This is a genomic window from Mycolicibacterium sp. 624, assembly GCF_040548615.1.
Lineage (GTDB): Bacteria > Actinomycetota > Actinomycetes > Mycobacteriales > Mycobacteriaceae > Mycobacterium.
In genome coordinates this window covers 32,353-58,713 of record NZ_JBEPRZ010000013.1, presented here as the reverse complement: position 1 = coordinate 58,713, position 26,361 = coordinate 32,353, and the positions used below count along the sequence as shown (strand labels likewise).

At 68.1% G+C, this 26,361-nt stretch carries 22 protein-coding genes and 1 other RNA gene; 14 read left to right on the top strand and 9 right to left on the bottom strand.

What is annotated here, in order from left to right:
- Window positions 1-59: 59 nt before the first annotated feature.
- The 4 genes from cobC to ABIA65_RS32870 are packed head-to-tail and all read left to right on the top strand — an operon-like array spanning window position 60 to window position 4,046.
- On the top strand, window positions 60-1,082 hold the full coding sequence (cobC, locus tag ABIA65_RS32885; RefSeq protein ID WP_354526200.1) for an Rv2231c family histidinol phosphate aminotransferase CobC: 1,023 nt from the start codon (window positions 60-62) through the stop codon (window positions 1,080-1,082).
- A complete protein-coding gene (locus ABIA65_RS32880; RefSeq protein WP_354526199.1) occupies window positions 1,079-2,203 on the top strand; it encodes a Nif3-like dinuclear metal center hexameric protein in 1,125 nt (374 codons plus the stop codon). Before cobC ends, ABIA65_RS32880 begins: the two co-directional genes overlap by 4 nt.
- Entirely contained in the window at window positions 2,200-2,934 is a 735-nt protein-coding gene (locus ABIA65_RS32875; RefSeq protein ID WP_241404609.1) for a zinc ribbon domain-containing protein, read from the top strand. The genes ABIA65_RS32880 and ABIA65_RS32875 overlap by 4 nt, the downstream gene beginning before the upstream one ends.
- A complete protein-coding gene (locus ABIA65_RS32870) occupies window positions 2,934-4,046 on the top strand; it encodes a bifunctional RNase H/acid phosphatase (protein ID WP_354526198.1) in 1,113 nt (370 codons plus the stop codon). Before ABIA65_RS32875 ends, ABIA65_RS32870 begins: the two co-directional genes overlap by 1 nt.
- Here the strand turns inward: ABIA65_RS32870 and ABIA65_RS32865 are convergent, their stop codons facing one another.
- A complete protein-coding gene (locus tag ABIA65_RS32865) occupies window positions 4,047-4,622 on the bottom strand; it encodes a type II toxin-antitoxin system RelB family anti-toxin (protein WP_241404611.1) in 576 nt (191 codons plus the stop codon).
- A 47-nt stretch (window positions 4,623-4,669) separates the two neighbouring features.
- Between ABIA65_RS32865 and ABIA65_RS32860 the strand changes: the two genes are divergently transcribed.
- Entirely contained in the window at window positions 4,670-6,223 is a 1,554-nt protein-coding gene (locus tag ABIA65_RS32860) for an FAD-dependent oxidoreductase (protein WP_354526197.1), read from the top strand.
- A gap of 69 nt (window positions 6,224-6,292) precedes the next feature.
- Here the strand turns inward: ABIA65_RS32860 and ABIA65_RS32855 are convergent, their stop codons facing one another.
- From ABIA65_RS32855 to ABIA65_RS32840, 4 genes are read right to left on the bottom strand one after another with little or no spacing between them, the layout of a single operon-like run.
- Complete coding sequence (locus ABIA65_RS32855) at window positions 6,293-6,616, bottom strand: winged helix-turn-helix domain-containing protein (RefSeq protein WP_354526196.1); 324 nt, start codon at window positions 6,614-6,616, stop codon at window positions 6,293-6,295.
- Complete coding sequence (locus ABIA65_RS32850) at window positions 6,613-7,101, bottom strand: hypothetical protein (RefSeq protein WP_354526195.1); 489 nt, start codon at window positions 7,099-7,101, stop codon at window positions 6,613-6,615. Before ABIA65_RS32850 ends, ABIA65_RS32855 begins: the two co-directional genes overlap by 4 nt.
- Window positions 7,102-7,152: 51 nt before the next feature.
- The gene (locus ABIA65_RS32845) at window positions 7,153-7,572 is read right to left on the bottom strand and encodes a VOC family protein (protein ID WP_241404614.1); all 420 of its coding nucleotides are present in this window, start codon (window positions 7,570-7,572) and stop codon (window positions 7,153-7,155) included.
- 22 nt (window positions 7,573-7,594) lie between these two features.
- Window positions 7,595-8,035 carry a helix-turn-helix domain-containing protein gene (locus ABIA65_RS32840; protein WP_241404615.1) on the bottom strand — a complete coding sequence of 147 codons (441 nt, stop codon included), beginning with the start codon at window positions 8,033-8,035 and terminating at the stop codon, window positions 7,595-7,597.
- Between the two features lie 29 nt (window positions 8,036-8,064).
- Here ABIA65_RS32840 and rnpB point away from each other — a divergent pair.
- Window positions 8,065-8,467, top strand: an RNA gene (gene rnpB / locus ABIA65_RS32835) — RNase P RNA component class A.
- Between the two features lie 29 nt (window positions 8,468-8,496).
- On the opposite strand, the gene ABIA65_RS32830 is transcribed toward rnpB, so the two are convergent.
- Entirely contained in the window at window positions 8,497-9,996 is a 1,500-nt protein-coding gene (locus ABIA65_RS32830) for a CYTH and CHAD domain-containing protein (RefSeq protein WP_354526194.1), read from the bottom strand.
- A 180-nt stretch (window positions 9,997-10,176) separates the two neighbouring features.
- Here ABIA65_RS32830 and ABIA65_RS32825 point away from each other — a divergent pair, with 180 nt between their 5' ends.
- Window positions 10,177-10,956, top strand: coding sequence for an enoyl-CoA hydratase/isomerase family protein (locus tag ABIA65_RS32825; protein WP_354526193.1), 780 nt, complete (start codon window positions 10,177-10,179; stop codon window positions 10,954-10,956).
- A 21-nt stretch (window positions 10,957-10,977) separates the two neighbouring features.
- On the opposite strand, the gene panB is transcribed toward ABIA65_RS32825, so the two are convergent.
- Window positions 10,978-11,820: a 3-methyl-2-oxobutanoate hydroxymethyltransferase gene (gene panB / locus ABIA65_RS32820; RefSeq protein WP_241404618.1), complete on the bottom strand. Its 843-nt coding sequence runs from the start codon at window positions 11,818-11,820 to the stop codon at window positions 10,978-10,980.
- Window positions 11,821-11,978: 158 nt separating this feature from the next.
- Here panB and ABIA65_RS32815 point away from each other — a divergent pair, with 158 nt between their 5' ends.
- The 7 genes from ABIA65_RS32815 to ABIA65_RS32785 all read left to right on the top strand — a co-directional run bounded on the left by ABIA65_RS32815 (window position 11,979) and on the right by ABIA65_RS32785 (window position 22,500).
- Window positions 11,979-13,370, top strand: a complete 1,392-nt coding sequence (locus ABIA65_RS32815) for a WS/DGAT/MGAT family O-acyltransferase (RefSeq protein WP_241404619.1) — start codon at window positions 11,979-11,981, stop codon at window positions 13,368-13,370.
- Between the two features lie 45 nt (window positions 13,371-13,415).
- A complete protein-coding gene (locus tag ABIA65_RS32810; RefSeq protein ID WP_354526192.1) occupies window positions 13,416-14,930 on the top strand; it encodes an alpha/beta hydrolase in 1,515 nt (504 codons plus the stop codon).
- Window positions 14,931-15,012: 82 nt separating this feature from the next.
- Window positions 15,013-16,542 carry an alpha/beta hydrolase gene (locus ABIA65_RS32805; protein WP_241404621.1) on the top strand — a complete coding sequence of 510 codons (1,530 nt, stop codon included), beginning with the start codon at window positions 15,013-15,015 and terminating at the stop codon, window positions 16,540-16,542.
- Between the two features lie 75 nt (window positions 16,543-16,617).
- Window positions 16,618-17,955 (top strand): glutamine synthetase family protein, encoded by a 1,338-nt coding sequence (locus tag ABIA65_RS32800; protein ID WP_241404622.1) that lies wholly within the window; start codon window positions 16,618-16,620, stop codon window positions 17,953-17,955.
- Between the two features lie 81 nt (window positions 17,956-18,036).
- Window positions 18,037-21,000, top strand: a complete 2,964-nt coding sequence (locus ABIA65_RS32795) for a bifunctional [glutamine synthetase] adenylyltransferase/[glutamine synthetase]-adenylyl-L-tyrosine phosphorylase (RefSeq protein ID WP_354526191.1) — start codon at window positions 18,037-18,039, stop codon at window positions 20,998-21,000.
- Window positions 21,001-21,010: 10 nt separating this feature from the next.
- The gene (locus tag ABIA65_RS32790; protein ID WP_354526190.1) at window positions 21,011-21,643 is read left to right on the top strand and encodes a PaaI family thioesterase; all 633 of its coding nucleotides are present in this window, start codon (window positions 21,011-21,013) and stop codon (window positions 21,641-21,643) included.
- On the top strand, window positions 21,640-22,500 hold the full coding sequence (locus tag ABIA65_RS32785; protein ID WP_241404625.1) for a TIGR03619 family F420-dependent LLM class oxidoreductase: 861 nt from the start codon (window positions 21,640-21,642) through the stop codon (window positions 22,498-22,500). The genes ABIA65_RS32790 and ABIA65_RS32785 overlap by 4 nt, the downstream gene beginning before the upstream one ends.
- Here the strand turns inward: ABIA65_RS32785 and ABIA65_RS32780 are convergent.
- Together ABIA65_RS32780 and ABIA65_RS32775 are read right to left on the bottom strand one after the other, a co-directional pair.
- Window positions 22,497-22,922: a DoxX family protein gene (locus ABIA65_RS32780; protein WP_241404626.1), complete on the bottom strand. Its 426-nt coding sequence runs from the start codon at window positions 22,920-22,922 to the stop codon at window positions 22,497-22,499. The genes ABIA65_RS32785 and ABIA65_RS32780 overlap by 4 nt on opposite strands.
- A 28-nt stretch (window positions 22,923-22,950) precedes the next feature.
- Window positions 22,951-26,352: a hypothetical protein gene (locus ABIA65_RS32775; protein WP_354526189.1), complete on the bottom strand. Its 3,402-nt coding sequence runs from the start codon at window positions 26,350-26,352 to the stop codon at window positions 22,951-22,953.
- Window positions 26,353-26,361: the final 9 nt, after the last annotated feature.

The following is a 26,361-nucleotide window of genomic DNA, read 5'->3' as shown; positions in this document are numbered from 1 at the left end:
CCCGATGTCGCCGGTCGTCCCCGTGCCTGGCCCCGACAGCCGCGCACTAGGGTCGTGATGTGGCAAGTCGGATCCGTACGGCGGCGCGCTACCACGGCGATGAGGCCGCGGCGCCCGGCATGCTGGACTTCGCCGTCAACGTGCGTGCCGCGGGCCCGCCGACGTGGCTGCTCGACCGGTTGGCGGCCCGGCTCGGTGAGCTGGGGCGTTATCCCAGTGCCGAGGATCTGCGGCGCGCCACCGAAGCCGTCGCCGCGCGCCACGGCCGTGACCCCGATCACGTCGCGTTGCTCGCAGGCGGTGCCGAGGGCTTCGCACTGCTGCCGCATCTGAGGCCTGCCATGGCCGCACTCATCGCACCGTCGTTCACCGAGCCCGAGGCGGCGCTCGCGGCCGCGGGGGTGCCGTTCGAGCACGTCGCACTGCGACCGCCGTTCACCCTGGCCGCCGCTGTGGTGCCCGATCACGCCGATCTGGTCGTGGTGGGCAACCCGACGAACCCGACGGCGGTGCTGCACACGACCGAGCAGATCCTGGCGTTGCGGCGCCCCGGACGCATCGTGGCCGTGGACGAGGCGTTCGCCGACGCGATCCCGGGGGAGCCCGAGTCGCTGGCCGGCCTGGCCCTGCCCGATGTGGTGGTACTGCGCAGCCTCACCAAGACGTGGTCGCTGCCCGGGCTGCGGGTCGGCTATCTGCTGGGTGACCCGGAGGTGCTGGCCCGCATGACCGCGACCCGCCCACACTGGGCGCTCGGCACGCTGCAGCTGGAGGCCATCGCGGCGTGCAACGAGCCGGCGGCCGTCGCGGAGGCTGCCGACGCAGCGGCTCGGCTGGCGGTGCTGCGCGGCGAGATGGCGGCTGGATTCACCGCCGCGGGCATCGAGGTGATCGACGGCCGCGCGCCGTATCTGCTCTTCGCCGTCCCCGATGCCGAACTCGTTCGAAAGAGGTTGGACGCCAAGGGTATCGCCGTCCGTCGCTGTGACACGTTCGTCGGTCTGGACGGTTCCCATCTGCGTGCCGCGGTGCGAGAGGAATGGCCTGTGCTGCTCGAGGCGATTGTCGAGGCAATGCGATGAGCGCGCGGCTGTCTGACGTCATCGACGTGCTGAATGCGGCGTATCCGCCTGCCCTGGCGCTCGACTGGGACTCGGTGGGTCTGGTCTGCGGTGACCCCGCCGACGTGGTCGAGTCGGTGACAGTCGCGGTGGACGCCACGGCCGAGGTCGTCGCCGAACTGCCAGAGGCTAGCCTGCTGCTCGCGCATCACCCGCTGCTGCTGCGGGGTGTGGACACCGTCTCGGCGGGCACGGCCAAGGGAGCGCTGCTACACCGGCTGATCCGAGCTCGGAGTGCGCTGTTCACCGCACACACCAATGCCGATGCCGCCGCCCCCGGCGTGTCCGACGCGTTGGCTGAGGCACTCGGACTCGAGGTCCGCGGCGTGCTGTCACCCGCAGCCGAGGGGCGCCGCCTCGACAAGTGGGTCGTCTACGTGCCCGCCGACAACGCCGAGGCCGTCCGCGAGGGCCTGTTCGCCGCGGGCGCGGGCAGCATCGGCGACTACTCGCACTGCAGCTGGACTGTGGCCGGGACGGGCCAGTTCCTTCCGCACGACGGCGCCTCGCCGGCGATCGGCCGGGTGGGTTCGATCGAGCGGGTGCCGGAGGACAGGGTCGAGGTGGTCGCACCCGCCGGCCTGCGCGCCGACGTACTGGCCGCGCTGCGGGCCGCGCATCCCTACGAGGAGCCGGCGTTCGATGTGTTCGCCATGGCACCACTGCCCACCGGCGTGGGGATCGGCCGGATCTGCTCGTTACCCCAGCCCCAGCCGCTGTCGGCCTTTGTGTCCCGTGTCGCCGCGGCGCTGCCCGCGACATCGTGGGGAGTGCGGGCGTCGGGTGACCCCGATGCGATGCTGTCGAGCATCGCGGTGTGTGGTGGTGCCGGTGACTCGCTGCTCGATGCCGTAGCGTCGGCCGGGGTGCAGGCCTACCTGACCGCAGACCTGCGCCACCACCCGGCGGACGAACACCGGCGGACCTCCGACGTCGCGCTCGTCGACGTCGCGCACTGGGCGAGTGAGTACCCGTGGTGTGGTCAAGCAGCCGAGATCCTGACGCGCCACTTCGGCGCGTCGCTCCCGGTGCGGGTGAGTTCCATCCGTACCGACCCCTGGAATGTCGAGAGAGAAGTATGAAGGCAGAAGCCGCCCAGCAACGTTCGCTCATCGAGTTGACCGAACTCGACGCCGATATCAGTCGGCTCGATCACCGAGCCAAGAAGCTCGCGGAGCAGGAGCGGCTCGACGTGGTCGCCGCCGAGCATCGCGATGCCAGCGACAAACTGGCGACACTCCAGCTAGCCCTGGAGGACCTCGACGGTGAGGTCGCCAAGTTCGAGTCGGAGATCGACTCCGTACGCCAACGCGAGGACCGCGACCGAGCGATGCTCGACGCGGGCAACGTCAATGCCAAGCAGCTCACCGAACTTCAACACGAGTTGGAGACCCTGCAGAGGCGCCAGGCCAGCCTGGAGGACGCTCAGATCGAGGTCATGCAACGGCGCGAGGAACTGCAGGACGAGGAGGCTGCGCAGCTGCGCGCGATCGGCGAGCTTCAGGGTCTCGTCACCGAGGCGCAGGTGGCCCGCGACCAGGCGCTCGCGGAGATCGACGCCGCGCGACAGACGATGGCCCTGCGCCGCGCTCAGATCGCGGCCGTGATCGACGCGGACCTGGTGGCCCTCTACGAACGGCAGCGCGCCCTCGGCGGTCCGGGAGCCGGTGTCCTGCAGGGCAGGCGGTGCGGCGCGTGCCGGATCGAGATCGACCGGGCCGACATGTCGCGGTTCGCTGCGGCCGCCGAGGACGACGTGCTGAGGTGCCCCGAGTGCGGGGCGATCCTTCTGCGGCAAAAGGGTTCGATGTAGTGAAGGTATTGGTCGAAGCCGATGGCGGATCGCGCGGGAACCCCGGGCCCGCCGGATTCGGTGCAGTGGTGTGGTCCGCGGACCGGCAGAGCGTGCTCGCCGAGCGTAAGGAGGCCATCGGGATCGCCACCAACAACGTGGCCGAGTATCGAGGTCTGATAGCGGGTCTGGAAGCCGCCGCCGACGTCGGGGCCACGGAGGTCGCGGTGTCGATGGACTCCAAACTCGTCGTCGAGCAGATGACCGGGCGTTGGCGGGTCAAGCACGTCGACATGATCCCGCTGCACGGGCGGGCCCGTGAGCTGGCCGCCGACTTCGACCGGGTGAGCTACTCCTGGATCCCGCGCGCCAAGAACTCGCACGCCGACCAATTGGCGAACGAGGCGATGGACGCGGCAGCGGAAGCGACGGCGAAGGAGCTGACGTCCCAGCCCGCCGCCCCGAAAACCGCTGCGGCGGCGGCTCAATCGACGTCATCTCCAGGATGGACGGGAGCGATGGGCGCTCCGACGCGTTTTCTCCTGTTGCGCCACGGCCAGACCGAGTTGTCGGTTGAGCGGCGCTACTCCGGTCGCGGGAATCCGGCGCTGACCGATCTCGGTCAGCGTCAGGCCGACGCCGCCGCGCAATACCTCGCCGAGCGGGACGACATCGCCGCGGTGATCAGCTCGCCGCTACAGCGTGCCAGCATCACCGCAGAGGCCGCGGCCAAAGCGCTGGGTCTGGAGGTCACGATCGACGCAGACCTGATCGAGACGGACTTCGGCAAGTGGGAGGGTCTGACGTTTCGGGAGGCCGCCGAGCGTGATCCCGATCTGCACAGTCGGTGGCTGCGCGACACCAGCCTGGCGCCGCCGGACGGTGAGAGCTTCGACGAGGTCGCTCACAGGGTGCGTCGGGCCCGCAACCGGATCATCGCCGAGCACGGCGACGCGACCGTCCTGGTGGTGTCGCACGTGACGCCGATCAAGACCGTCCTGCGACTCGCGCTCGACGCCGGTCCGAGTGTCCTGTACCGGATGCACCTCGATCTCGCGTCGCTGTCGATCGCCGAGTTCTACCCCGACGGCGTGGCATCGGTGCGACTGGTGAACCAGACCTCGTACCTGTAGTCAGGTCTGCACGTGCAGCTTCTCGCCGCGCGGCCCGAATATCGCGATTGCCTCGACCGGGCCGTCAACGACGCCGAACCAGTGCGGTGTCCACGTCGAGAACTCCACCGCCTCACCGGGTTTGATGGTGAAATCGCGATCGCCGAGAATGAGGCGCAGGTTCCCCGACAACACGTACAGCCACTCCTGCCCGTCGTGCACGGGTAGCTCGTCGGGGGGCGTGCGGCGTCGCGTGCTCACCCGGATCTTGAACGTGTGCAGACCTCCCGCGGGGCCGCTGCGCGTGAGCGGCCAATAGGTGACGCCGTCCCTGGTATGCGAGGCGCCGCGGACCCGGGGATCGTCGGCCTCGGGTGCGCGCATCAGGTCGTCGGTGGTGACCGACAGCGCCGACGCGAGGCGGGGCAGGTGATCCAGTGCCAGTCGGCGCTTGCCGGATTCGAGGCGGCTCAGTGTCGACACGTCGATGTCGGCGCGGGTGGCCACCTCCTCCAGCGTGAGTCCGTGCTGAGTGCGCAACTCGCGTAGTCGGCGGCGGACGCGAGTGTCGACGTCATCCTGCGGCTTTGCCTGCATGGCAAATCAGCTTGGCAGTTCTGGAACGCGAGGGCAAGCTCTAGGGCATGACTGGTGAATGGGATTGCATCGTGGTGGGCGGCGGCGCGGCGGGATTGAGCGCCGCGTTGGTGCTGGGTCGAGCGCGTCGGCGCACGTTGGTCGTGGATGCGGGAGCACCGAGCAATCTCGCGGCCCACGGCATCGGTGGTCTGCTGGGACATGACGGCCAGCCGCCGGCGAAACTCTACGAGACGGGTCGTGCCGAACTGGCGGCCTATCCGAACGTGGAGGTGCGTACCGGCGAAGTAGTCCGTGGCGAAAGGGGTTTCACCCTGGAACTGGCCGACGGCTCGATCGAACGGAGTAGGACCGTCCTGTTGGCCACCGGCATGGAGTACCGGCCGCCGAGCATCCCCGGCCTCGAAGACCTCTGGGGGCGTTCGGTGTTTCACTGCCCGTTCTGCCACGGCTGGGAGGTGCGCGACGCGCCACTGGCAGTCATCGCCAAGGGCGACCGCGCCGTGCACTCTGCCCTGCTGCTGCGGGGCTGGTCCGATGACGTGATGCTGCTGACCGACGGCGACGATGGGCTTGATGACGCTCAGCTCAAGCAGTTGGACGCAGCCGGTGTCACCGTCGATACGCGGTCGGTCACTCGATTGGTATCGGAGAGTGGCGAACTGACCGCTGTGGAGTTCTCCGACGGCGAGCGGCTCACGCGCCGCGCCGCGCTGGTCGCCACAACGCTGCACCAGAGATCCACTCTGGCGGCACAACTCGGCGCGATGACCGCGCCAGGCCCGGTCGCAGTGGATGGCCTGGTCGTTGACGCCTTCCAGCGCACCACGGTTCCGGGACTCTTCGCTGCGGGGGACATCGGCGCGCAGATGCCCCAGGTCGCGACCGCGGTCGCGACGGGCAGCCTGGCCGGCGCATCCATCATGCAGTGCCTGCTCGGCGAGGACGTCGGGTTGACCGTGCCGCCGTGGCCCACCCACGGGCTCACGGCGACGGAGTACTGGGAGCGTCATTACGGTCAACGCCAACGTATTTGGAGTGGCCGGGTCAACGCGCAGCTGGCGAAGGTGGTGGCGGATCTGCCGGTCGGTCACGCGCTGGACCTCGGCTGCGGTGAGGGTGGCGACGCCGTCTGGCTCGCCGAGCAGGGCTGGCACGTGACTGCGGTCGACATCTCGGAGACCGCGATCGCGCGGGCCGCCGCGGAAGCCGAGGCGCGGGGTGTGCGGGACCGCGTGAGCTTCGAGCGCCACGACCTGTCCGACAGCTTCCCGGAGGGCACCTTCGACCTGGTGTCAGCCCAGTTCCTGCACTCCACAGTGCGTCTGGAGCGACCGCAGATCCTCGCCAATGCCGCCCGCGCCGTGGCGCCAGGGGGACATCTCGTGATCGTTGACCATGCCGGGATGCCGTCGTGGGCGACAAACGTGCCGCACGACCATCCGTTCCCGAGTGCCGAGGAGGTGCTGGCGAGCCTTGACCTGTCGGCGGGTGAATGGGACCGCGTGCGGATCGAGACGATCGAGCGTGAGGTCACCGGACCCGACGGCCAGGAGGCGACGCTGGGGGACAACCTGATGGTTCTGCGGCGCACGGCCTAGCGAGTCGCAGGGAGGACCCGCCGTTTGTGGGCCGTCAACACATGATGACGGCCCACAAAGGCAGGTGCACTAGTGGAGGCCCGCTCCGTGGTCCGTTCGGATCGGACCGTCGACGATGGCTCGCAGCGCGGCGACGTGACCGTCGAACGCGATGCGGCCAGCGTCGGTGAGCCTGGCGTGCACCTTGTGGCGCCGCGCCTCAAGGCGGCGTTCCGTGGTGACGTACCCCGCCTGTTCCAGAATCGACAGTTGCTTCGACAACGCCGAATCCGAAAGCCGCAATGTCTCTTTGAGATACGCGAACTCAGCCCAGTCCACGGCGGCCAACGTGGCCACCAATGTCAAGCGCGTGCTGGGATGGATCAGCTCATCGAAACGCGGCGGCGTCGTCATGCATGGACCCAGCGGCGCAGAGTCCGCAGAATCTCGGGTCCGCCCAGGCCGACGATGGCAGCGACGAACACGGCCGCGGCGATTCCGGGGTGACGGGCGCCGTCGGCGTGCAGGGCGACGGCCGCCGCGATCGTCACAGCGACCAGAGCGAACAGCATGCCAATCACCACCACCGGTATCCGGTGCCCGACCGTATCGGCGCTGACCTGCATTCGGTCGGTCCTTCGGCGACCGCTCAGCCGGCGCGACGCAATCGCGGAATGAACGACTCCGAACCCGACCGTGGCCCCAATGACGAGCCACTGCGGGCCAACGTCGCCGATGAGTCCAATCACGACCCAGCCCGCCGCGAGGAGCCACCAGTACCACCGGGGCAGACCCACCTCCTCCGCCACGTGCGCCTTGGCGCGGTCAACGGCATCCAGCGCGGCGCGTGCGTCGGCCGGCGTGACGTTCTCCGTAACCCCATCCTCACTTTCCCGCATGGAAAGTAGAGTCCACTTTCCATGCGGGAAAGTCAAGGGGTGACTTCCGTTCTAGTCGGTGCGCTGGGTGAGCCGGATGCTGTTGCCCGACGGGTCGCGGAATCCAGAGTCAATGCCGTAGGGCATCTCGGTGGGCGGTTCGGTGAACTCCACGCCGCGCTCGGTCAGCGCCTTGTAGGACGCTGCGGCGTCATCGGTGAGCAGGAAGACCGTGCCGGCGAAACCCTTCGCCGTCAGGTCGAGCACCTGCTTGCGCGTGTCCTCGTCCATCACCGGCGGGCCCGGCACCGCCATCAGGACGATGCTGACGTCATCCTGGCCCGGCGGGCCGACGGTGAGCCAACGAAAGTCGCCCATCTCCTCGGGGAACGACACGTCCTCCCGCACCTCCATGCCGACCTGATCGGTCCAGAATTTCAGCGCGACCTCTTGATCATGAACCCACAGGTGTGTGCTTGCGATTTTCATCATGAGGCCGACGCTACGGCCGAGGTCAGGTGCCCGTCTTCTCCCGGTGTGCTGTCTTGACCCGGCTGTCGGCCGGGGGCCGGGTGTCGCGCGCCACGATGCAGCTCGGAATCCGTGCACGCGATGCCGCGGGCGGCATGCTGGCTCGATAGGCCGCCGGTGGCCTGCCGTACACGCGGGCGAAACTGCTGGTGAATGACCCGACGCTCTGCAGCCCGACCATCACACAGATGTCGGCGACCGAGCGGTCGGTGTAGCGCAGCAACGACGCGGCGCGTTCCAGCCGCCGGGTCTGCAGGTAGGCGCGCGGGGACTCGCCGAACGTTCGGGTGAACATCCGGGAGAAATGCGCGCGTGACAGGCCCGCCGCCGCGGCGAGGTCCTCGACGGTGATCTGCTCGGCGTACCGGGCGTCGACCAAGTCCTTGGCGCGCTGTAGATAGCGGGCCGGCGGCACCTGTGCCATGGGGATCAGAGTACGGTGATCAGCGCGGACGAGTTGGCCGGACGGCCGCGGGTCCCCTCCGGGGATTCGAGGAAAGTCCGGACTTCACAGAGCAGGGTGATTGCCAACAGCAATCCGAGGTGACTCGCGGGACAGTGCCACAGAGAACAGACCGCCACCCAGCCTTCGGGCTGGGGGGTAAGGGTGAAACGGTGCGGTAAGAGCGCACCAGCATCCCGGGTGACCGGGATGGCTAGGCAAACCCCACCCGAAGCAAGGCCAAGAAGGCCGCAACCTGGTTGCGGCCGCGCAGGCGTTTGAGGGCTGCTCGCCCGAGCCTGCGGGTAGGCCGCTCGAGGCACCCGGCGACGGTGTGTCCAGATGGATGGTCGTCGCCCCGCCGCCAGTAATGGTGACGGGGAACAGAATCCGGCTTACAGGCCAACTCGTCCGCCCCAACGGGTCAGCCTGCCACGAACGGGTCAGCCCGCCGCCCGAACCGCCTTCTTGAGCTTGCGCAGCGCGCCCTCGAGGCGATCCTCGGACTGCCGGGCCAGTTCGTCCTCCAGTTGAAACAGCAGCCCGTAGGTGAAGGTGTCCTCACCCTCGGCGTGTGCGGTGCTGGCCTCGGCCGACAGATGTGCGCGGCTGACCACGCTGTCCTGATGATCACCCAACAGCGTCTGGATGAGCTTCGCCCCTTCCGCGACGTTCCGTGCACCGGTGGCCGCGGCGGTGTAGCGAAGCCGCTTGGCGCCCTTGCGGATCCGGTGCAGGGCCTCGTCCTTCCCCTCGGCGCTCACCGCGGGGTCCGCCTTGGCGATGAGTGCTGCCTTCGCCGCCTTGTGCACCTTGCGGTACGCCGAGGCGACGGTGGTCTGTCGCGGCGGCGCACCGGACGTCGACGTCACCGGCCCGGCGGTCTTGAGGTCATCGAGCGCGTCGAGCAGCCGGAAGTACCGCTCGGAGCGCATCGCGGCCAACGACCGCTTCAGCCCGGCCTGGTAGCGCCGGTTCGCACCATCGACCAGCCGTTCGCGGACGGGACCGCGGACCAGGTGCGCGGGTAAATCGGCGAGTGCACGCTCGAAACGCTCCGCGAGCACCTCGGCGTCGCGCGCCACACCGAGGACTCCGGCCAGCAGCTTGAGCTCTTCGAGCACCCACGCGTCATCGGTGAGGCCGAACGACTCCTCGGAACCCTTGACCAGGCTGCGGATCTTGCGGGTGACAACCCGCATCTGATGCACCGAGTCCCACGTGTCGGCGCGTACGGCGCGGTCCCACACCAGAAGCTCTTCGATCTGCTCGGCCACGGCGCGGTGCACCGGATCGTCGTGACGGGGTGCCTGCTCAGGTGCGGAGGTGGCCAGCACGCGCGCCAGCTTCGACCCGTGCCCGGCTGGTTGCGCGCCTGCGTCGAGCAGCCGGTTGGCGAGGCGATCCAATAGATCGGCGGGTACCTCGGCGCCCTCGACGAGTTCGAGTTCCCATTCCCGCCAGGTCTGTTCGGCGCCGCCGACCGCCGACGCGGTGACCTGGTCATCGCAGAACTCGGCGAGCGGGGCACCCGAGTGGCCGTGCAGCTCATCGACGGTGCGCACGGTGGAGATGCGCGCCACGGGTGCGAGCGCGCGGTCGCGGACGATTGCCAAGACCACATCGCGCAGCTCGTCGGGTACCGCCTCCTCGGCCTCGCCCAATGGCAGCCGTACCTCGGTTCTCGAGTCCGGTCCGGCGGGCAGCTTGAGGTGCCACCCTGCGTCAGGACCGCCTGTGCGGCGGCGCAGCGTCACGCGGTGCGCGGCAAGGTGATGGTCGGCCGTGTCGTAGTAGACGGCGTCGAGGTGCTGTGGGTCCGAACGCTCGACCCGGGCGACGGCGGACAGCCCCTCGAACGAGGGGGAGACGGTGTCCTCGGTGACGGCGAACTTGCGTTCGGTCTCGGTGTGACGGGACGCCTTGCGTTTGTCGGCTGCCATCTTCGCTTTCGATCTCCAGTGAGCACTGTCATTGCTGAAACCTGTGAACAGGTTCCCACATTCAGGTGAACGAATGATGTTCGAGCCAAACCGCTGCGCTGAACGTCCGGCGGCGCGCCATTACAGATCGGTGCATGGCCGTAAGGCCGGTGCGAAAGCCGGTGCGATAACGTTTGCTGCATGCCTGAATTCGACACGCTGACACTCGACCAGACCGGACCCGTCGCCCGCATCGTCCTGAACCGGCCCGACGCCGCAAATGGCATGGACGACAGGATGACTCGCGAACTGGCCGTCGCCGCGGCGCTGTGTGACAACACCGCCACCAAGGTGGTCACCATCACCGGCGCGGGACGCTTCTTCTGTGCGGGCGGCGATCTGAAGGCCATGGCCGCCGCACCCAACGCGGGCGAGTTCGTCAAGGGCATCGCATCCGATCTGCACCGCGCGCTGTCGACTTTTGCCCGGATGGACGCCGTGGTGATCACCGCCGTCAACGGCACCGCCGCGGGCGCAGGCTTCAGCCTCGCCGTGGCCGGTGACCTGGCACTGGCCACCGAGTCGGCCAAGTTCACCATGGCCTACACGAAGGCGGGCCTGAGCCCTGACGGCGGCGCCTCCTACAACCTGCCCCGGCTCATCGGCATCCGCCGCACGCAGCAGTTGATGATCACCAACCGGACGCTGTCCGCCGGGGAGGCACTGGACTGGGGTCTGCTCACCGAGGTCGTGCCCGACGGCGAACTCGCCGCCCGTGTCGACACGCTGGCCCAGGAACTGGCCACCACGTCGCGGACATCCAACGGCGCCGTCAAGCGACTGCTTCTGGGCACCTACCGCACCGGCCTCGAGGAGCAACTGGAACTCGAGGCGCGTGCCATCGCGGACTGTGCGCAGTCGGCCGACGGCCAGGAGGGCATCGCGGCCTTCCTCGGCAAGCGCGCCCCGGACTTCGGCTGAGCCGAACAGTAGATGTAGCGGTTAGTAGGAGTGCTCCTCGGCGGGGAATGCGCCGGAGGCGACCTCGTCGGCGTACTGGATTGCCGCCTGGCGTAATTCGGCGCCGACGTCGCCGAAGCGCTTGACGAACTTCGCGGTCTTGCCCGACGTCATGCCTGCCATGTCCTGCCAGACCAACACCTGGGCATCGCAATTGGGGCCCGCGCCGATGCCGACCGTGGGAATGGTGAGCTTGCCGGTGATCTGGGTGGCCAACTCTGCGGGCACCATCTCGAGGACGACGGCGATCGCGCCTGCCTCGGCCACGGCGATCGCATCGTGGATGGTCTGGTCGCCCGCGTCGCCGCGGCCCTGGATGCGGTACCCGCCCAGCCCGTTGACGCTCTGCGGGGTGAAACCGATGTGCGCCACCACCGGGATGCCGGCCTGGGTCAGCGTGGCGATCTGTTCGGCGACGCGCTCACCGCCCTCGAGCTTGACCGCGGCCGCACCCGTCTCCTTCATGAAGCGGGTGGCGGTGGCCAGCGCCTGCGCCGGACCGGACTCGTAGCTGCCGAACGGCAGGTCCGCCACGACCAGCGCATGCGGTGCACCACGTACCACGCCGCGCACCAGCGGGATCAACTCATCGATCGTCACCGGAACCGTGGTGTCGTAGCCGTACACGACGTTGGCGGCCGAATCGCCAACCAGGAGCACCGGGATCTCGGCCGCGTCGAACACGCGGGCGGTGGAGTAGTCGTAGGCCGTGAGCATGGCCCACTTGTGGCCCTCGGACTTCCACTTCAGGAGGTGGTGCGTGCGGACTTTCGTTCGCGGAGCTTGCTCGGGCGTGGAGGCACCGTAAACAGACTGTTCAGACATCGTCGTCCCTTGTGTGGTCGGTTCGATCCTCGAGGCCCAATCCGGGTCCCCGGGTTCGTTTGACGGCCACCAGTCTGCCACCCATCGACACGAAGATGAACCGTGAGTGAAGTGCATTTCCTCACACGGAGCCATCCCGACCGGCCTACGATCGCCGCATGCAACGGCTCAGCGGTCTAGATGCCAGCTTTCTCTACCTCGAGACCGCTGACCAGCCACTCCACGTGTGCTCGATCCTGGAGATCGATCCATCGACGATCCCGGGCGGCTACACGTTCGACGGGTTGCGTCACGCGCTGAGGCTGCGAATCAAGGCGATGCCCGAGTTCCGCGAGAAGCTCTCCGACAGCCGACTCAACCTCGATCACCCGGTGTGGGTGGAGGACAAGGACTTCGACGTCGACAGGCACCTGCATCGGATCGGTCTGCCATCGCCCGGCGGTCGCGCCGAACTCGGCGAGATCTGTGGTCACATCGCCTCGTTGACGCTGGACCGCAGCAGGCCGTTGTGGGAGATGTGGGTCATCGAGAACGTCGCGGGCACCGAGGAGAACCCCTCCGGGCGGCTGGCGGTGCTGACCAAGGTGCACCACGCGTGTGTTGACGGTGTCACGGGCGCCAACCTGATGTCACAGCTGTGCACCACTGAGGCCGATGCGCCACCGCCCGAGCCGGTCGAGGGCGTGGGGGGTGGATCGGACCTGGAGATCGCGGTCAGCGGGGCGATCAAGTTCGTCACCCGCCCCTGGAAGCTGGTCAACGTGGTGCCCTCGACGCTGTCGACCGTGGTGGACACCGTCAAGCGCGCCCGCAGCGGACTGCACATGGCGGCACCGTTCAACGCGCCCAAGACGACGTTCAACACCAATGTCACCGGGCGCCGCAACGTCGCATTCGCGCAGTTGAGTCTCGAGGACGTCAAGACCGTCAAGAACCACTTCGGGGTCAAGGTCAACGACGTCGTGATGGCTCTGGTGTCCGGGGTGCTGCGGCGGTTCCTGCTCGACCGCGAAGAACTTCCCGACAGCTCGCTGGTGGCGATGGTCCCGGTGTCCGTGCACGAGAAGTCGGACCGGCCCGGCCGCAACCAGGTGTCGGGCATGTTCGCCAGCCTGCAGACGAACATCGAGGATCCCGCTGAGCGACTCAAGGCCATCGCCGAGGCGAATTCACTTGCCAAACAACATAGCTCGGCCATTGGGGCAACGCTGCTTCAGGACTGGTCGCAGTTCGCCGCGCCCGCGGTGTTCGGGGTCGCGATGCGGGTGTATGCCTCGAGTCGGCTCACCAGCGCCAGACCGGTGCACAACCTCGTCATCTCCAACGTGCCTGGACCCCAGGTGCCGCTGTACTTCTTGGGCGCGCGAGTCAAGGCGATGTTTCCCCTCGGGCCGATATTCCACGGCTCGGGGCTCAACATCACGGTGATGTCGCTGGGCGGTGGCCTCGATGTCGGACTCATCTCCTGCCCGGAGTTGCTGCCCGATCTGTGGGACATGGCTGACGACTTCCACCTCGCGCTCGAGGAGTTGCTGGCCGCCACGCGCTAACGCCCTCATCAGGGCCGATGATCACTCATGGCAGCATGGTCAGCCATGAACCTCAGACGCGGGCTGCTCGCGGCCGCCACGGTGACAATGGTGGTGGCCGGCTGTAGCAACGTGGTCGCCGGCCGTGCGGTGATTGACGTCCCGCCGCCGGGAACGCCCGTGGCCTGGTCGGCGGACGAATGCGAGTCCTCGCCCAGCGACGTCCAGATCCCCGAGGGCGCCGAGTGCGGCAAGCTGTCGGTCCCCGTGGACTACACCAAGCCCGACGGCGAGGTCGCCCAGATCGCGATGATCCGGTTCCCCGCCACCGGCGACAAGATCGGCTCGCTGATCATCAACCCCGGCGGCCCCGGTGAGTCGGGTGTCTCCGCGGCGGCGTCGCTGGTGGGCAGCATGCCGGACTCGGTGCGCGAGCGCTTCGACCTGGTCGGCTTCGATCCGCGTGGCGTTGGACGCTCGACGCCCGCGGTGTGGTGCAACTCAGATGAGGACAACGATCGGCTGCGGGCCGACCCGCAGGTGGACTACAGCCCGGAGGGCGTCGCCCACATCGAGTCCGAGACCAAGGACTTCGTGCAGCGCTGCGTGGACAAGATGGGGGAGGAGTTCCTCGCCAACATCGGAACCGCGAACGTGGCAAGGGATCTCGACGCGATGCGCGAGGCCCTGGGTGACGACAAGCTGACCTACCTCGGCTACTCGTACGGCACCAGGATCGGGGCGGCCTACGCCGAGGCGTTCCCGGACAAGGTGCGCGCCATGATCCTCGACGGTGCCGTCGACCCCAACGCCGATCCGCTCGAGGCGGACATCCGTCAGGCCGCGGCGTTTCAGACCGCGTTCAACGACTACGCCGCGGACTGTGCGAAGAACCCGAGCTGTCCGCTGGGCACCGACCCCGCCAAGGCCGTCGACGTCTACAAGTCGATGGTCGACCCGCTGGTGGACGATCCCGCCAAGACCGACGACCCCCGCGGGCTCAGCTACGGCGACGCGGTGATCGGCACCATCCTGCCGCTGTACTCACCCAACCTGTGGCGCCACCTCACGCAGGCGCTGTCGGAAATGCGGGCGGGCAGGGGCGACACGATGCTGGCGCTGGCCGATCTCTACATGGGACGTGACCCGCAGGGGCACTACAACAACTCCACCGATGTGCGGGTGGCCGTCAACTGCGTCGACGAGCCACCGATCACCGACCGGGACAAGATCATCGATCAGGACAAGCGTGCTCGCGCCGCCGCGCCGTTCATGAGCTACGGCGAGTTCACCGGCAACGCGCCTATGGGCACGTGCGCATTCTGGCCGGTGCCACCGACGTCGGAGCCGCACGAACTCAAGATCGAGGGTTTGCCGCCCACCCTGGTGGTGTCGACGACGAACGACCCCGCCACGCCGTATCAGGCCGGTGTCGACTTGGCCAAGCAACTCGGCGGAACGCTGCTGACATATGAGGGCACGCAGCACACCGTCGTGTTCCAGGGCAACAAGTGCGTCGACGACATCTCCGCGAAGTACCTCGTGGACGTCGTCGTGCCCCCAGCCGGTGGGCGTTGCTGACGCGACCGTTAGATCACCGTCGGGTTGCTGCCTAGTCACCGCTCGACATCGGAGTCGGCTGTGAAGCCGGTTGCGTGCGAACATGTCTGCCATGTGGCGGGTGGGCAAATTGATCTCGGCACCGCTCGCCACTGTGGTGCTAGCCGGTGTCCTCTGCCCGACTGCGGGAGCGTCGCCCGAGGGCGCAGCCGTGCAGTCCTACGGCCAACCGCCCGTCTGGGGTAGCTGCGCGGCCCTGTTCGGAGACGTCTCCGCGATTCCGACCGCGCAGTGCGGCACCGTGACGGTTCCGGTCGACTACGCGAATCCCGCTGGGCCGCAAGCACAACTGGCGGTCATCCGGGTGCCAGCCACCGGTGACCGTATCGGTGTGCTGATGGTCAATCCCGGCGGGCCGGGCGCCTCGGCGGTCGACACGGTCGCCGCCATGGCCGGCGGGCTGGCCGACACCGACATCACTCGCCGCTTCGACCTCGTCGGCTTCGACCCGCGCGGCGTCGGTCACTCCACCCCGCAGATCCGCTGCCGCTCGGATGCGGAGTTCGACGCGTTCCGGCGCGAGCCGATGGTCAACTACAGCCAAGCGGGAGTCGCGGCGATCGAGGGTGTGTACGCCCAACTCGCACAAGGCTGCGTGAACAAGACCGGCGTGGAGTTCCTGGCCAACGTGGGGACCGCGTCGACGGCGCAGGACATGGACGTGGTGCGCGCCGCGCTCGGGGAGAACCAGATCAACTATCTGGGATTCTCCTACGGAACAGAACTCGGCGCGAAGTACGCCGAGCAGTATCCGGACCGCGTCCGGGCCATGGTCCTCGACGGTGCCATCGACCCCGGTTCGGACCCCGTGGCCGAGAACATTCGACAGCTCGCCGGATTCCAGATGGCATTCGACGACTACGCGGCCGACTGCGCCCGTTCGACCGACTGCCCACTGGGCCAGGACCCCACCCAGTTCGTCGCGCGCTACCACCAGCTGATCAACCCCCTGGCCTTCGCGCCGGCCCGGACCTCGGACCCGCGCGGGCTCAGCTACCAGGACGCGATCACCGGCACCGCCAACGCGCTCTACACGCAGAGGTACTGGAAGTACCTCACCAGCGGACTGCTCGGCCTGCAGCGCGGCACCGATCCCGGAGACCTGCTGCTGCTCGCCGACGACTACCAGGGCCGTGATCAGGCGGGCCACTACTCCAACCAGCAGGATGCGTTCACCGCGATTCGATGTGTGGATTCGCCCTACCCGTCCGATCCGGCCGTGTGGGTCGACGCCGATCGGCAGGCGCGGGCTGTGGCGCCGTTCATGGCCTATGGCGAGTTCACCGGGTTCGCCCCCCGTGACGTGTGTGCGACGTGGCCGGTACCCCCGACGTCGGCACCACACGACGTCATCTCGCCCGGCCCGGGAAAGGTCGTCGTGGTGTCGACCACGCACGATCCGGCGACGCCGTATCAGGCAGGTGTCGAACTGGCCCGTGAACTCGACGCGTCGTTGATCACCTTCGACGGCACCCAGCACACCGTGGTGTTCAACGGCGACGCGTGCGTCGACCCCGCAGTGGTCGGTTTCCTGGTGGACTCCCGGCTGCCACCGCCTGACCTCCGGTGCTAGGACCGACGGCCGATCGGCGTGCAACAGCAGCCCCCACGTAACACAGATTTAACAGCCGGTGCCTACGCTGCGCACATGGACCGGCAGAAGGAATTCGTGCTGCGCACGCTGGAGGAACGCGATATCCGTTTCGTTCGGTTGTGGTTCACCGACGTGCTCGGTTACCTCAAATCGGTCGCCATCGCGCCCGCCGAATTGGAGGGTGCGTTCGAAGAGGGAATCGGCTTCGACGGCTCCTCCATCGAGGGCTTTGCGCGGGTCTCGGAATCCGACATGGTGGCCCGGCCCGATCCCTCGACGTTCCAGGTGCTGCCGTGGACGACGAGCGGCGGCAAGCACCATTCCGCCCGCATGTTCTGCGACATCACGATGCCGGACGGTTCCCCGTCGTGGGGCGACTCGCGCCACGTGCTGCGCCGCCAGCTGGGCAAGGCCAGCGACCTCGGCTTCTCCTGCTACGTGCACCCCGAGATCGAGTTCTTCCTCCTCAAGCCGGGCGCTGACGAGGCGCCGCCGGTGCCGGCCGACAACGGCGGCTACTTCGACCAGACGATTCACGACTCAGCCCCGAACTTCCGCCGCCACGCGATCGACGCGCTGGAGCAGATGGGCATCTCGGTGGAGTTCAGCCACCACGAGGGTGCGCCAGGGCAGCAGGAGATCGACCTGCGCTACGCCGACGCGTTGTCCATGGCCGACAACGTCATGACGTTCCGCTACGTGGTCAAGGAGGTCGCGCTCAACGAGGGTGTGCGGGCGTCGTTCATGCCCAAGCCTTTTGCCGAGTACCCCGGCTCGGCGATGCACACCCACATGAGCCTGTTCGAGGGCGAGACCAATGCCTTCCACACTCCCGATGATCCGCTGCAGCTGTCCGATGTCGGCAAGTCGTTCATCGCGGGCATCCTCGAGCACGCCTCCGAGATCAGCGCCGTCACCAACCAGTGGGTGAACTCCTACAAGCGGCTGGTGCACGGCGGCGAGGCGCCGACCGCCGCATCTTGGGGTGCGGCCAACCGGTCGGCGCTCGTCCGGGTGCCGATGTACACGCCGCGCAAGGCATCCTCGCGACGCGTCGAGGTGCGCAGCCCCGACTCGGCGTGCAACCCGTACCTGGCGTTCGCGGTACTGCTGGCCGCGGGCCTGCGAGGTGTGGAGAAGAACTACGTCCTCGGCCCGCAGGCCGAGGACAACGTGTGGACGCTGACACCCGAGGAGCGCCGCGCGATGGGCTACAAGGAGCTGCCTGGCAGCCTCGGTGTCGCCCTGACGGAGATGGAGAACTCCGAGCTGGTCGCGGAAGCGTTGGGGGAGCACGTCTTCGACTTCTTCCTGCGCAACAAGCGCGCCGAGTGGGAGAACTACCGCAGCCACGTCACGCCGTTCGAGCTGAAGGCCTACCTCTCGCTGTAGGAAGGCCCACCCGCCGCTGTAGGTTTCGGCGGGCAGGAGCGGAGCGACCGGGGGTGTACGTAGGTGCGCTAACGTCAGAACGTGGCCAAACCCGCGACACACCGTCCGACGCTGCCAGGTGTTGGCAGGCTGGGTCTGGTCGCGCCGACAGCGCGTGACGATCTGGACCGGCTGGGCTGGCACACCGATGACCACATCGAACTGCTGTGGTCGCTCTCGCGCGCACCCGACGCCGACGTCGCGTTGCACACGATGGTTCGCCTCGCCGAGGCGCTCGGATCCGGTTGGGACGAGCTGAACCACGCGCTGATCACGGATCGGGCGCTGCGCGGTCGACTGTTCAGTGTGCTCGGCTCGTCGTACGCGCTGGGTGATCACCTCGTCGCAGAGCCCAACTCCTGGCATCTGCTCGCGGGCAAGGTGACACTGCCGTCCGCAGCCGATCTGCGCCGCGAGTTCGACGCCGCCGCCGAGAACTCCACCGACGCGACCGCGGGGCAGACGCTGCGGCTGATGTACCGCGACAGGCTGCTGGTCCTCGCAGCACTCGACCTGGCTCCCACGGTGGAGAACGAGCCCGTCATCTCATTTCCCACGGTCGGCGAACACCTCGCGAATCTCGCCGACGCGGCCCTTGGCGCCGCGCTCATCATCGCGACGCGCATGGTGTGCGGTGATGACACGCCCCCGCCCCGGCTGGCGGTCATCGCGATGGGGAAGTCCGGCGCCCGCGAACTGAACTACGTCAGCGACGTCGACGTCATATTCGTCGCGGAGAACGCCGACACCATCGCCATCCGCGTGGCCGGCGAGATGATGCGGTTCGCGAACGACGCGTTCTTCGAAGTGGACGCGGCCCTGCGCCCGGAGGGAAAGCACGGCCCGCTGGTGCGCACGTTGGAGTCCCACGTGGCGTACTACGAGCGGTGGGCCAAGACGTGGGAGTTCCAGGCCCTGCTCAAGGCGCGGCCCGCGGTGGGCGATGCCGAACTCGGTGAGCAGTACATGACCGCGCTGCGGCCGATGGTCTGGACTGCCTGCGAGCGGGAGGATTTCGTCCCCGAGGTGCAGGCGATGCGGCGTCGCGTCGAACAGCTGGTCCCCGCCGACGTCCGGGCCCGGGAGATCAAGCTCGGTACCGGAGGGCTGCGCGATGTCGAGTTCGCGGTGCAGCTACTGCAACTCGTCCACGGCCGTACCGACGAGTCGCTGCACGTGGCCTCCACGGTGGATGCCCTGGCTGCACTCGCGTCGGGCGGATACATCGGCCGTGACGACGCCGCCAACCTCACGGCGTCCTACGAGTTCCTGAGGTTGCTCGAGCATCGCCTCCAGCTCCAGCGGCTCAAGCGCACGCACATGCTGCCGGAGCCTGGCGACGACGAGGCGCTGCGCTGGCTGGCCCGCGCCGCGCACGTCCGGCCCGACGGCCAGCGCGATGCGCTGGGCGTGCTCCGCGACGAACTCAAGCGCCAGAGCATGCGCGTCTCGCGCCTGCACGCCAAGCTGTTCTATCAGCCGCTGCTCGAGTCGGTGGGCGGCACCGCCGTCGAACTCGGGAGCGCGATGACGCCGGAGGCGGCCGAACGTCAGCTCGCCGCACTCGGATACGAGGGCCCGCAGAGCGCGCTCACCCACCTCGCCGCACTGACCGGCAACAGCGGCAGGCGGGGTCGCGTGCAGCGGGTTCTGCTGCCGACACTGCTGGACTGGCTGTCCGACACGCCCGACCCAGACGCAGGGCTGCTGGCCTACCGGCGCATCAGCGAGGAACTCGCCGATCAACGTTGGTATCTCGCGACGCTGCGCGATGAGAGCGCGGTGGCCAAGCGGCTGATGCGGGTGCTCGGCACGTCGGCCTACATCCCCGAACTCCTGATGCGTGCACCCGAGGTGATCCAGCAGTACGCCGACGGTCCCAACGGAGCCAAGCTGCTCGAGGTGGAACCCGACGGTGTGGGGCGATCACTGGTGGCCTCAGCTGGGCGACACCGGGATCCGGTCCGCGCCATCGCGGCAGCGCGCACCCTGCGGCGACGGGAACTGGCCCGCATCGCCTCGGCCGACCTGTTGGGCATGCTCGAGGTCACCGAGGTGTGCAAGGCACTGACCGAGGTGTGGGTGGCAGTCCTTCAGGCAGCGCTCGACTCGGTGGTCCGCGCCAACACACCCGCAACCGGGCCACCAGCCAAGATCGCGGTCATCGGCATGGGCCGCCTCGGCGGCGGTGAACTCGGCTATGGCTCGGACGCCGACGTCATGTTCGTCTGCGAACCCGTGGGCGACACCGAGGAGTCGGTGGCCGTGAAGTGGTCGGTGAGCGTTGCCGAACAGATCAGGGCGAGGCTCGGCACGCCGAGTGCGGACCCTCCGCTGGAGGTCGACGCCAACCTACGGCCCGAGGGGCGCAGTGGTCCGCTGGTCCGCACCCTGGCCTCCTATCAGGCGTACTACGAGCAGTGGGCGGCGCCATGGGAGATCCAGGCCCTGCTGCGGGCCCACCGGGTGGCAGGCGACGAGGACCTCGGGCATCGGTTCCTGCTTCTCGTCGATGCCACTCGCTACCCGTCGAACGGCGTGTCAGCCGAGACGGTGCAGGAGATCCGGCGAGTCAAGGCGCGCGTGGACGCCGAGCGGCTACCTCGCGGTGCCGACCCGAACACCCACACCAAGCTCGGACGTGGTGGGCTCGCGGACATCGAGTGGACGGTCCAGCTGCTGCAGCTGCGACACGCGCACCGACTGCCGTCACTGCACAGCACGTCAACGCTGGACGCGCTCAACGCCATAGGCGCGGCCGAGTTGATCGCCGAGGGCGACGTGGATCTGCTGCGCCAGGCGTGGCTCACCGCGACGAAGGCCCGCAACGCGCTGGTTCTGGTCAAGGGCAAGGCAACCGATCAGCTGCCCGGCCCGGGCCGCCAGCTCAACGCCGTCGCGGTGGCCGCCGGGTGGGACAACGGTGATGGCGGCGAGTTCCTCGACAACTACCTGCGCGTCACGCGCAGGGCGAAAACAGTCGTACGAAAGGTCTTTGGAGCATGAGGTGTGGAGCGTGAATAGCGAAATCCAGTTCGACTACATCCGCCCCGACGAGTACAACCGGCTGCGCGATGTCTACGAACCGCTGACCCAATCCATCCGCAGGCTGGTCACCGCGGGCATCCGCACCGGCGTCGACCAGGACACCATCCGCGATGCCATCGCCGCCATCGATGCGACGACGGAAACGCTCGAACGGGCCGAGTCCAACACCTCGACTCTGCGGCATGCCGGCACCGGACGTCCGCTGGCGTGGACCAATCCGGCCATCGGGCTTCGCAATGCGATGGCGCCGCCCATGGAGATCAACGAGGACGGCGACGGTCGGTACTGGTCGGAGTTCACCCTTGGCGCGGCCTACGAAGGGCCACCCGGTCTGGTGCACGGTGGCATCGGCGCACTCGTGCTCGACCACATCCTCGGCGAGGCGGCGAGCGTTGGCCTGACCCAGCCGTTGTTCACGGGGACCATCACGTTGCGCTACCTGCGGGGGACACCCTTGGGTCCGTTGCGGGCCGAGGCGTACATCGAACGTACGGAGGGTTTCAAGACCTACGCGCGGGGCTTCCTCGGTGACGCAGACGGCCCGACCGTCGAGGCCGACGGCGTGTTCATTCGTCCGGCCTGGGCGCGGGACGCCGGATGAAGTTCTATGTGAGCACGGCCTTCCTCGACATCAAGGAAGTCGTCGAAATCGCCAAGGCCGCAGACGATCTCGGGTACGACGGCATGGGCATCGCCGATCACGTGGTCAACCTCGAGACGCTGCAGACGCCCTACCCGTACACCGACGACGGTTCGCGGCGGTGGCAGGCCTTCACACACTGGCCCGACCCGTGGGTGATGATCGGTGCGCTCGCGCTGGCGACCACTCGGCTGAGGTTCGTCACCACCGTGTACCTGCCCGCGATGCGCGATCCGTACACGGCGGCGAAGGCCATCGGTACCGCCGCGTGTCTGGCCGACGGGCGGCTTGAACTCGGAATCGGCGTCGGCTGGTGCGAGGAGGAGTTCACGTTGATGGGGCAGCGGTTCGACCGCCGCGGCAAGCGCACCGACGAGATGCTGGAACTGATGCGCGCGCTCTGGCAGCCGGGCTGGACCGAGTTCTCCGGCGAGTTCTACACCACTCCGCGACTCGAGATGGAACCCACACCGCCGCACATTCCGATCTATGTCGGGGGACTGTCGGATATCGCATTGCGGCGCGCCGCGCGTAACGACGGCTGGATTGGCGACCTCATCACCACCGACCGGGCGATCGCGTCGGTCGAGAGGCTGAGGGAGCTACGGGCCGAAAAGGGGCTGACAATGGACGATTTCACCGTCCTAACGCCGCTGGCCGACGCGTTCCTGCCCGAGCACTACGCACGGGCCGAGGCCGCAGGCATCCACGGGATCATCACCATGCCGTGGATGTTCTACGCCGGGCCCGATGCGACCACCGCCGACAAGATCGACGGTATGAAGCGCTTCCGCAAGGACCTGGCGCTCGACAGCTAGCGCTTGCGCATGGCGTCCACCGCCCACGCGCCGCCGCCGGTGAAGACGAGCAGCAGGAAACCGAAGCAGTACAGAACGGCCAGCTCGCCGCCGTTCTCGATCGGCCACAGGGCATTGGGCTGATGCTGCGTGAAGTAGGCGAACGCCATCTCGCCGGACCCCACGAATGCGGCCAGGCGCGTGACGAGCCCGACGAGCAGGAGTAGGCCGACCACCAGCTCGATGACGCCGGCCCACCAGTACGGCCAGGTGCCAAATGGCACAGCCGGTCCGGTCAGTGTGCCGTCGGCAGCTGCGGTGCCGACCGGCCAGGCGAACAGCTTCTGCGTGGCGTGCACGGTGAGCAGCAGGCCGAACACGATGCGGAACAGGCTCAAGATCTGCGGTGTGGCGGCGGTGAGTGTGGTTTCCAGTTTCCTCATGGGAAAACCCTAACGCCGGAAGCTGCCGTCAGACCTCGACATTCCGTCCTGTCGAGACGATGGTCACGGAGTCTCCGACCGGAACCACCACGAGCGAACCGTCGGCGCTGACCGCGGCGGGCGCGACGGTGCTGTCGCCGACACGCGCCGAGGCGATGATCGTGTTGGTCGACGGATCGAACACCGACAGGATGCCCTCCTCGCGACGCGACAGGTAGATCCGGCTGCCGTCCGCGTTGGCGGCGACATACGGCCCCGGCGACTCGACGCGGATCGGGACATTGGCGCGCACGGTGTCGGTGTCGGTGTCGATGACGGTCAACGAGGTGCCGTGCAGTGCGGCGTAGACGCGTCCCGGCGCCGCGGTGAGATTGTGCGACCCGGACGTCGTCCTGATTGTGGCGACCACCTCGTCGGTGGCGGTGTCGATCGCCGTGATCGTGAAGTCACTGGTGGCGAAGTAGATTCGGCCGTCTGCGCCCGACACCATGCCCTCGGCATAGCCGCCGGTGGGGACGGCGCGGATGCGGGAGCCGAAGCTCTCGCTGCCAGGATCGACGTCGTGGACTGACATCTCGCCAGTCCGCAGCGCGTAGGCCTTCAGACCGTCGGGGGCGAGCACGGCATGATCGGCGCCCTCGAGTGCGGCGATGACTTCGAACGTGGTCGTGTCGATGACCATGACGTACTCACCGCCGGGTACCACCAGTCGGCTGCCGTCGGCGCTCAGGGATGTGTTGCCGCGGGGGTCGTCGGCCAGTGCCACGATCGCGAGCAGGTCGCCGCTGGTCGTGTCGAGCACCTCCACGCGGGATCTGCCGGCGGGATCGATGATCGGGACGTAGGCCGTGGCGCCGTCGGGGCTGACCGCGACGCTGCGAACCTCACCGCCGACGGCCAACGTTGCGATAACGGTCGCCTCATCGGACGGCGCAACGACGTAGGTGCCCCGCACCGACGCCGAGCCGCCGTGCCCGTCGCTCACCGTGATCGACACGGCGTCGTGGATGCCGGGTGGCAGGTGACCCGAGCGTGCGGTGTCAGGTACGAAGCGGAATTCTCCACCACCCAGGTTGGTCAGCGTGCCAGGAGCCAGCGGCGCCGCCGTGTAGAGGAGTTCGTCGCCGTCGGCGTCAACCCCTGCGGCGGTGTAGGTGATTCCGCCGGATCCGGGGTCGTCTGCCTGGTCCACGTCCACAGTTGGAGCGAGGTTGGCGGTGCGCGCTGAAATGACTGCCAGCGTGCCGGTTTCGTACTGGGGGACGTACACGTGCCTCCCGTCGGGGCTCAATGCGATCTGATATTGGTCATTCGGCTTGCCGTGGATATCGATTGTGTCGGCGCTCTTGGTGACAGTGTCGAGTACCGACACCGTGCCGTCGCCGTTCAGTAGGAACAGTTGCTGACCGTCGGGGGACACCACGGCGTTGGTCGGATTCGGTCCGACCGGGACAGTTGTGTGCGTGAGCGTGGCGGTGTCGATGACGGCCAGGGTGTCACCGTCGAGGCTCGCCGTGTAGAGAATCGACCCGTCCGGGCTGAACGTCAGGAACAGGGCTCCGCCGAGGTCGGGGAACGACCGCACCAACGAGTTGGTCTGCGTGTCGTAGACGTTGAGGTCCGGGATCGTCGAGGCGAACAGGTGACGGCCATCGGGACTGACGGCGAGGTGGGTGACGTCCCGCTCCTCGGGGATGTCGACGATCGAGAAGGTCGTGGTGTCGACCGCCCGGATGGACTTGGCGAGGGTGTCTCGAACAAAGAGTGTGCTCCCATCGGGGGTGAGCGCGGGCAGGTCGGCGTCTGGCCCGAGGTGGGTGCGGCCGATGACGGTGGCGGTGTCGATCACGACGAGTTCGAACCCGTCCTCGGGCGGGTTGACCAGAACGCATGCACGGCCGCTGTTCGCATCGAGCACGAAGTCAGACGCGTATCCGTCAACGGGCACCGTGCCGATCACGGCATTGGTGGCGGTGTCGACCACGGTCATGGTGCCGTTGCTGGCGTTCGCGGCGTACAGGCGGGAGCCGTCCGCGGTCAGCCGGGCGCGCCCGAGGGGAGCCGCGGTGTCGAGATAGGTGACGCTGCCTGTCCAGCTGTCGAGCACGCCGATCGCCGAGTCCATGGCGTGCGGTATGTAGACGTAGCGACCCTCGGACCCCGCGATGACGTAGTTCGGTCCGTTGCCGACTGGAATGCGTTGAACCTCTGCGGTTTCGGCAGAGATTGGGGCCAGTAGCGAGACATGGACCGGGATCTCCGTGGTGGACCCGTTCTCGTCGCCGATCGACATCGTGAAGGTGTCCGTTGTCGTCGAGGCGGTCGCATCGGTGGCTGCGGCTGCGTGCAACGCCCGTTCGGTGGGGGCGTAGTTCCATGTCCCGTCCACGAACGTCACGTCGCCGTGCACCGGACTGCTCACCGCGCACATGAGCGGTTCGCAGTTCCCGTTGGTCACTGGCTGTTCCGGTGTGGGCGTCGACAGTGTGTTCTCGGGTCGGGCCGACTCGCGTCGCCACGCCGCCCAGGCGAGCTGGAGCACGGGCGCGGCCCCGCCACCCGGCACCATCGGCCCTCCCGGGGCGAAGCCGAACAAGCTGAGCGCACCGACGATGAGCGCGGCCCGTGTGCGTTCCGGGAGGGCCGGTGCCGGGGCGGGTACGTCGACGTCGGTGACCTTCGAAGGCAACGTCCTGGCCCACTCGTTCCGGGTGGCCTCCGCGCTCGTGCTGGCGGTGTCCTCACGGATCGGCTCGGAGTCGGGCACCGCGGTCATCGAGATCTGGGTGATCCCGGGATTGGTGCCGTCGATGACTGCCAGTGGCGGCAGCACGCGACCGTCGTCGATCCATTCGTACCCGTGGCCGCCGTTGTCTCCGCGGTCGACCTGGGGCCTGGGTCGTGTGGGTGCAGCCGGCGCGACGGGAGCGACGGGAGCCGGGGGATCAGCTGCGGGTGCCTCACGGGTCACCGCCGGCGGTGGCGGCTCCGCGGGGGTGGCGGCCGGCTGCGCGCCGGTTACCTCCGATGAGGTCTGCGCGCCGCCGGAACTCGAGATGACGACGCCTGGCGCCACCTCCACCGTGTTGGCGGTTACGGACTGATCTGCCGTGCCCCCATTGGGAGACGTGTCGACGGTGGGTGCAGACGATTCCGGCTGGTCGGCGGGTGGGGTCGGCGGAGTGACAGGCTCGGGAGCGACACTGCTGGGGTTGTCGACGCCGTCATCGAGGGTGTCGACCGAGGTGTCGGGCTCATTCGAGAGGGAGTTCAGCTCGAGGGGATCTGCCCAGGCAATAGCAGGGCTCGCGGGGACGGCGAGGCCTATTCCGAGCGCGACCGCGAGGGCGCCGATGCGACCGACGTGGCTTGCTCGGTCCCCAATCGCGGCACACCGCACAGCTGTACCCCCACCCCTAGGCGCCGTCACTTCGGGACG

What these genes read in the sequence shown, in the direction of transcription:
- ABIA65_RS32805 (WP_241404621.1), top strand. Translation starts at nt 15,013, where the DNA reads ATGTCTGCCATGTGGCGGGTGGGCAAATTGATCTCGGCACCGCTCGCC.
- ABIA65_RS32855 (WP_354526196.1), bottom strand. Translation starts at nt 6,616, where the DNA reads ATGACGACGCCGCCGCGTTTCGATGAGCTGATCCATCCCAGCACGCGC.
- ABIA65_RS32875 (WP_241404609.1), top strand. Translation starts at nt 2,200, where the DNA reads ATGAAGGCAGAAGCCGCCCAGCAACGTTCGCTCATCGAGTTGACCGAA.
- ABIA65_RS32850 (WP_354526195.1), bottom strand. Translation starts at nt 7,101, where the DNA reads ATGCGGGAAAGTGAGGATGGGGTTACGGAGAACGTCACGCCGGCCGAC.
- ABIA65_RS32845 (WP_241404614.1), bottom strand. Translation starts at nt 7,572, where the DNA reads ATGATGAAAATCGCAAGCACACACCTGTGGGTTCATGATCAAGAGGTC.
- ABIA65_RS32840 (WP_241404615.1), bottom strand. Translation starts at nt 8,035, where the DNA reads ATGGCACAGGTGCCGCCGGCCCGCTATCTACAGCGCGCCAAGGACTTG.
- ABIA65_RS32880 (WP_354526199.1), top strand. Translation starts at nt 1,079, where the DNA reads ATGAGCGCGCGGCTGTCTGACGTCATCGACGTGCTGAATGCGGCGTAT.
- ABIA65_RS32780 (WP_241404626.1), bottom strand. Translation starts at nt 22,922, where the DNA reads ATGAGGAAACTGGAAACCACACTCACCGCCGCCACACCGCAGATCTTG.
- ABIA65_RS32860 (WP_354526197.1), top strand. Translation starts at nt 4,670, where the DNA reads ATGACTGGTGAATGGGATTGCATCGTGGTGGGCGGCGGCGCGGCGGGA.
- ABIA65_RS32810 (WP_354526192.1), top strand. Translation starts at nt 13,416, where the DNA reads ATGAACCTCAGACGCGGGCTGCTCGCGGCCGCCACGGTGACAATGGTG.
- ABIA65_RS32800 (WP_241404622.1), top strand. Translation starts at nt 16,618, where the DNA reads ATGGACCGGCAGAAGGAATTCGTGCTGCGCACGCTGGAGGAACGCGAT.
- ABIA65_RS32865 (WP_241404611.1), bottom strand. Translation starts at nt 4,622, where the DNA reads ATGCAGGCAAAGCCGCAGGATGACGTCGACACTCGCGTCCGCCGCCGA.
- ABIA65_RS32785 (WP_241404625.1), top strand. Translation starts at nt 21,640, where the DNA reads ATGAAGTTCTATGTGAGCACGGCCTTCCTCGACATCAAGGAAGTCGTC.
- ABIA65_RS32825 (WP_354526193.1), top strand. Translation starts at nt 10,177, where the DNA reads ATGCCTGAATTCGACACGCTGACACTCGACCAGACCGGACCCGTCGCC.
- ABIA65_RS32815 (WP_241404619.1), top strand. Translation starts at nt 11,979, where the DNA reads ATGCAACGGCTCAGCGGTCTAGATGCCAGCTTTCTCTACCTCGAGACC.
- panB (WP_241404618.1), bottom strand. Translation starts at nt 11,820, where the DNA reads ATGTCTGAACAGTCTGTTTACGGTGCCTCCACGCCCGAGCAAGCTCCG.
- ABIA65_RS32830 (WP_354526194.1), bottom strand. Translation starts at nt 9,996, where the DNA reads ATGGCAGCCGACAAACGCAAGGCGTCCCGTCACACCGAGACCGAACGC.